The following is a 4,717-nucleotide window of genomic DNA, read 5'->3' as shown; positions in this document are numbered from 1 at the left end:
CGGCTTCCAGGTTGGAGGTGTCACTCGGCTGAAAATCGGCCGGTGCGGTATAGGCTGTTGCAGCCTGCTTGCGTGGTGGCGGAGAAACCAGGCTGCTGATGCTACTTTTGCGTTGCAGTACCCTGTCAAATACATTACCGCTTCCCCCTGCATTATGTTCGCCATACTTGAAGTTGAGGTACTTCGGATCGATCTCATCCAGGAAGCGGCTCTTCTCACACGAGCGCAGGTTGCCCCACTGGTAACGGCTGGTGGCGTACGTCAGGTATAATTTTTTTTCGGCACGGGTGATGGCTACATAAAACAGGCGGCGTTCCTCTTCCAGGTCAGCGCGGGAGTTGAGCATCATCTGGCTCGGGAAAAGGTTTTCTTCCATACCTACGATGAACACGTTCTTATACTCCAGACCTTTGGCAGAGTGAATGGTCATGAGCGTTACAAACTCCCCATCCATATCCGCCTTGGTATCGGCATCGGTGATCAGGGCAATGTCCTGCAGGAAGGCAGAAAGGCTCTTATCTTCCTTCTCCGGGTCATCCACATACTCCTTTATACCATTGAGGAGCTCCTGAATGTTCTCATAGCGGGCCAGGCCCTCTACTGTTTTGTCCTGGTACAGGTCATCTACTATACCGGAATGCTTGGCGATGTGCTTGGCTACTTCAAAGGCGTCGCTGTTCTCGGCGATGCGGGCAAAGTCCCGGATCATGATGGAGAAGTTCTCGATGGCCGTTCCGACGCGGTTACCCAGGAATTCACTAGCATTCTGCACCACTTCCCAAACCGAGTGGTTGATGTCGTTGGCCGTCACAAACAGTTTCTGCTCCGTGGTCTCGCCTATACCCCGTTTCGGGTAGTTGATCACGCGGCGCAGGGCCTGCTCATCGTTCGGGTTCACGGTCAGGCGCAGGTAGGCGATCAGGTCCTTGATCTCTTTGCGCTGGTAGAAGGAGAGGCCGCCGACGATCTTATACTTGATGTTCATGCGGCGCAGGGCTTCTTCCATGGCACGCGACTGGGCATTGGTGCGGTACAGGATAGCGAAATCGTCGTAGGAGAGGTGGTTGTTCATTTTCTCCTCGAAGATGGTCGTAGCGACCAGTTTCCCTTCCTCGTTATCCGAGTTTGCCTTGATCACTTCGATCAGCGGGCCTTCTTCATTGTCCGTAAAAACATCCTTGCGCAGCTGCGCCTGGTTATTTTTGATTACGGAGTTGGCCGCATGCACAATGTTCTTGGTAGAGCGGTAGTTCTGCTCCAGCTTGAACACCTCCAGTTCCGGGTAGTCGCGCTCAAAGTTGAGAATATTCTGAATATCGGCCCCACGGAAAGCATAAATGGACTGCGCATCGTCCCCCACGACCACAATGTTGCGGTTCTGGGCCGCCAGTTTGCGGGTGATCAGGTACTGCGAGTAGTTCGTGTCCTGGTACTCATCCACCATCACGAACTTAAAGATGTTCTGGTACTTGTTGAGCGCGTCCGGGTGGTCTTTGAAGAGCACGTTCGTGTTGAAGAGCAGGTCATCAAAATCCATGGCGCCAGCCCGGAAGCAGCGGCTCTGGTACATTTCGTAGATCTTGCCAATCTTGGGTCGCATGGCGGCATCATCGTCGGCCTGTATCACCGGGTCGTTCAGGTACTGCCTCACCGAGATCAGCTTGTTTTTGGCAGAAGAAATCCGGCCCAGCACCACGTTCGGCTTATACAACTTGTCGTCCAGGTTCATCTCTTTCACAATGTTGCGAATGAGCGTCTTGGAGTCGTCGGTGTCGTAGATGGTAAAGCTTTTTGGGTAGCCGATCTTGTCAGCTTCGGCACGCAGGATGCGCGAGAAAACGGAGTGGAAAGTACCCATCCAGATATTCTTGGCCTCGTTGCCGATCACCTTCTCAATACGATGGCGCATTTCTTTGGCCGCCTTGTTGGTAAAGGTCAGGGCCAGTATATTAAACGGGTCTATACCTAAACTAATGAGGTGGGCGATCCGGTAAGTAAGTACTCTTGTTTTGCCTGAGCCGGCACCCGCTATGATCATGGCTGGCCCCTCAGTATGGAGCACGGCCTGGCGTTGCGACTCGTTTAGTAAACTAATATAATCCATTTCGTCTCTTCCGCGTGCGTCTTTTAAAAATCCTTGCAATTTACGAATAACTTATCTGTTTTAGGAATGCTGCCGACACATTTAGAGAACCAGACACAGCTACAGATGGTTTCTTTAGGAGAAGTATTAGTTTGGCCCCTGTTTTGCGCTGTGTCAGAAGCCTGCGGTAGAGAGTTTGTAGGAGCTGCCTGTGGCTTGAATCAAAGCATTTATAGATAAAAGAAGCATAATGTTTATCTTTGCCTAAGCTGTGCCAGGTCGAAAGGCAACAAAATTCTGAATTTCCTGACCATGCGAATGATTAATACCGCTATACCTGCCATGAAGAGATTGCTTTTTTTGCTCATGTTCCTACCTGCCGGCTATACTGCGCTGGCGCAATCGGTTGAACAACAGAGCACACCACCCGATACTGTTGCTATACCTGACACGGTGACTATACCTGTTGTGGAAGAAAAAGCCGCTTCTGCTAAGGTGCCGCGCCCAAAGGGACAGGTATGGCGCACGCCGGAGATGCAGGAGGCAGTCAACTTGTACATAGCCTTGCAATACCAGAAAGCTTATACAAAATTCAAACAGGCGGCGGCAAGGGAAGAAGGGGCTGCGTATTATTTTATGGGCCGCATGCACCAGTACGCTGAACTGAAAAAACCGGTCGGAAATATAGATTCCCTGCAACGCCTCAACCCTGAAACGTATTTTGAATCCAATCCTGACTCTGCCAGATTCTACTTTAAACTGGCCCTGGACGGGAACAGCCTGTTGGGCAACCTGGGTATGGCTGAATTAATGTTGCTGACTTCAGAAGAAGATAAGAAGCGTTTCCTGCAGCTGATGCGCAGTGCCGCCGTGGAGATCCGGGAAATGGCCGTAGCCGGGGATGCCTTCTGCAACCGCATATTGGGAGGCATGTATTATACCGGCTATGGCGAGATACAGGACAAAGAATACGCGTTCAACTACATCAAAAGAGCGGCCAATAAAGGCGATGTGGTTGCCTATGGCTCACTGGCGAACCTATACCTGTCTGGAGAGGGCGTGCAGGAAGACGTAGCGAAAGCAGTTTTCTGGCTAAAAAAAGGAGCTGCTGCCGGTGAGCGCGAAGCGCTTTATACCTTGGGCCTGCTCTACGAAGAAGGAAACCTGGGCGAAGCAAAGCCCGACTCAGCCCGTACCCTGTACCATCAGGCCATTGCAAAAGGCAGTACGAATGCTTTTGAACAGCTCAAATACCTGAGCCAGGATGCAGACCAGAAACTGGTGCTGGCCTCTATTGAGCGTAACCCGGATATTGTAAAACGGACCCTGACCAATGGTGCCAATGTCAACACAAGGGTTATCCCGAACGGGTATGACTTTGACTTCAGGCTGCGTACTCCGCTGATGCATGGCATTTTTATTCCGCTATTATTGGAAGACTATGGCGTGATCTATGTGCCGGAAGTGCGCCTGCAGGTGGCCAGCCAGTTGTTGCGAAATGGGGCTCAAGTGAATGCCACGGATCAGGATGGAAAAACAGCGTTGCATTATGCCATGTCCGGTGCCCGCATCAACACCGAATTGTTCGAGATCGAGCAGGCTCGGTTGCTCGATACCTTGTTTAAGTATAAAGCCGACCCCAACCTGGTGGATAACCTGGGCAACACCCCCTTGTATTATGCGATCCGGTTTGCAAATGGCACACACCTGATGGAGCTGAACAAACTTCTGAAAGGAGGAGCTAATCCGAATATCCAGAACCTGGAAGGTAAAACGCCGCTGATGCTGGCTTGTCAGCTGGATGGAGGCAATGAAGTAATCGTAGCCTTGCTGAATGCCGGAGCCGACCCGGGCCTGCGCGACTACGCAGGCAAAACCGCGATGGACTACTCCAAGCGCGAAAGCATTCATAATATACTGTTGGCCGCAGGAGCGAGGGCACCTAAGAAATAAGCTATACCTGTAGGCTGAACCAGCACCGAGAGAAGCTCATTTTCGGCTTTCTAAACTTATTTATGGCTAACTTTGTCTCTCTTTTAGAATTCAAATCCGGCTTCGGAAAACAGTTACTGACTGACCGCCGGCGCATTTTTTCTATTTAATACTTACATGATAGTCCTTCAGAATACCGTCATCAGCGATGACATCCGCGAAAAATTCTTTGTCTGCAACCTGGAGAGGTGCAAAGGTGCCTGCTGTGTAGAGGGCGACCTGGGAGCACCTTTGGATGGCGATGAACTGGTGATCCTGGAGCAGCATTACGATAAGATCAAGCCCTACATGTCTGAGGACGGCAGACAGGCGATTGCAGAGCAGGGGCATTATATCATCGATTTTGAAGGCGACTATTCCACTCCGACCATTGGAAACCGGGAGTGTGCTTATGCCATCTACGATGAGCAGCATGTGTTGAAATGTGCCATTGAGCAAGCCTACTACGATGGCATCATTGATTGGAAGAAGCCCATTTCCTGCCACCTATACCCGATCCGGATTACCAAGTATGATGGCTTTGAGGCCCTCAATTATGATCGCTGGAGCATCTGTGCTGCCGCCTGTAATTTTGGCGAGGAGCTGGGGGTACGTGTGTACCAGTTCCTGAAAGAGCCGCTTATCCGCAGGTATGGCGAAGAT

The 4,717-nt window shown here is 51.1% G+C and carries 3 protein-coding genes; 2 read left to right on the top strand and 1 reads right to left on the bottom strand.

Annotated elements, in window-relative coordinates; translation table 11 throughout:
- Positions 1 to 2,104: ATP-dependent helicase (locus OB13_RS13540; protein ID WP_461490701.1), on the bottom strand; the 2,104-nt coding region annotated here is incomplete at its 3' end.
- Positions 2,105 to 2,395: 291 nt separating this feature from the next.
- Here OB13_RS13540 and OB13_RS13535 point away from each other — a divergent pair.
- Both OB13_RS13535 and OB13_RS13530 read left to right on the top strand, forming a co-directional pair.
- The gene (locus OB13_RS13535; protein ID WP_461490700.1) at positions 2,396 to 4,036 is read left to right on the top strand and encodes an ankyrin repeat domain-containing protein; all 1,641 of its coding nucleotides are present in this window, start codon (positions 2,396 to 2,398) and stop codon (positions 4,034 to 4,036) included.
- Positions 4,037 to 4,192: 156 nt separating this feature from the next.
- Positions 4,193 to 4,717 (top strand): DUF3109 family protein (locus OB13_RS13530; RefSeq protein ID WP_461490699.1); only part of this gene is annotated, 525 nt, incomplete at its 3' end.

The organism is Pontibacter sp. HJ8, assembly GCF_054824225.1.
Note: the sequence above shows the minus strand (reverse complement) of the source record. Positions and strands in the feature narration are given on the sequence as shown.